The following is a 252-nucleotide window of genomic DNA, read 5'->3' as shown; positions in this document are numbered from 1 at the left end:
CGCGATTAATCTCTTCCGTTATGAATTTCTCAATTCCTTCTGCATCAGACCATAAATAAACTGTCTCACCTTTGCTTTGCCAGTTTTGTATGATGTCACGAGATGCGTATCTCCAACGATAAGCTTCCCCTTTTAAATCAACAGTTCGTTCAGTCGTAGTTTCTTTATTTGCACTCTTATCCTTCACGTCAGAACTTACTTGTTTAGTTTCATTTTTTGTAGTTTTCTCAGTATCCCCACATGCCGTTAAAC

At 38.1% G+C, this 252-nt stretch carries 1 protein-coding gene; it reads right to left on the bottom strand.

Features of this window, described 5'->3' with window-relative positions:
* On the bottom strand, positions 1–252 hold a 252-nt coding region (locus ACS2QP_RS28240; protein ID WP_438883136.1), incomplete at both ends, for a hypothetical protein.

Source organism: Bacillus cereus group sp. Bce019 (assembly GCF_051781745.1).
Lineage (GTDB): Bacteria > Bacillota > Bacilli > Bacillales > Bacillaceae_G > Bacillus_A > Bacillus_A cereus.
The sequence above is the reverse complement of the archived record's forward strand: the minus strand, read 5'-3'. Positions and strand labels throughout refer to the sequence as shown.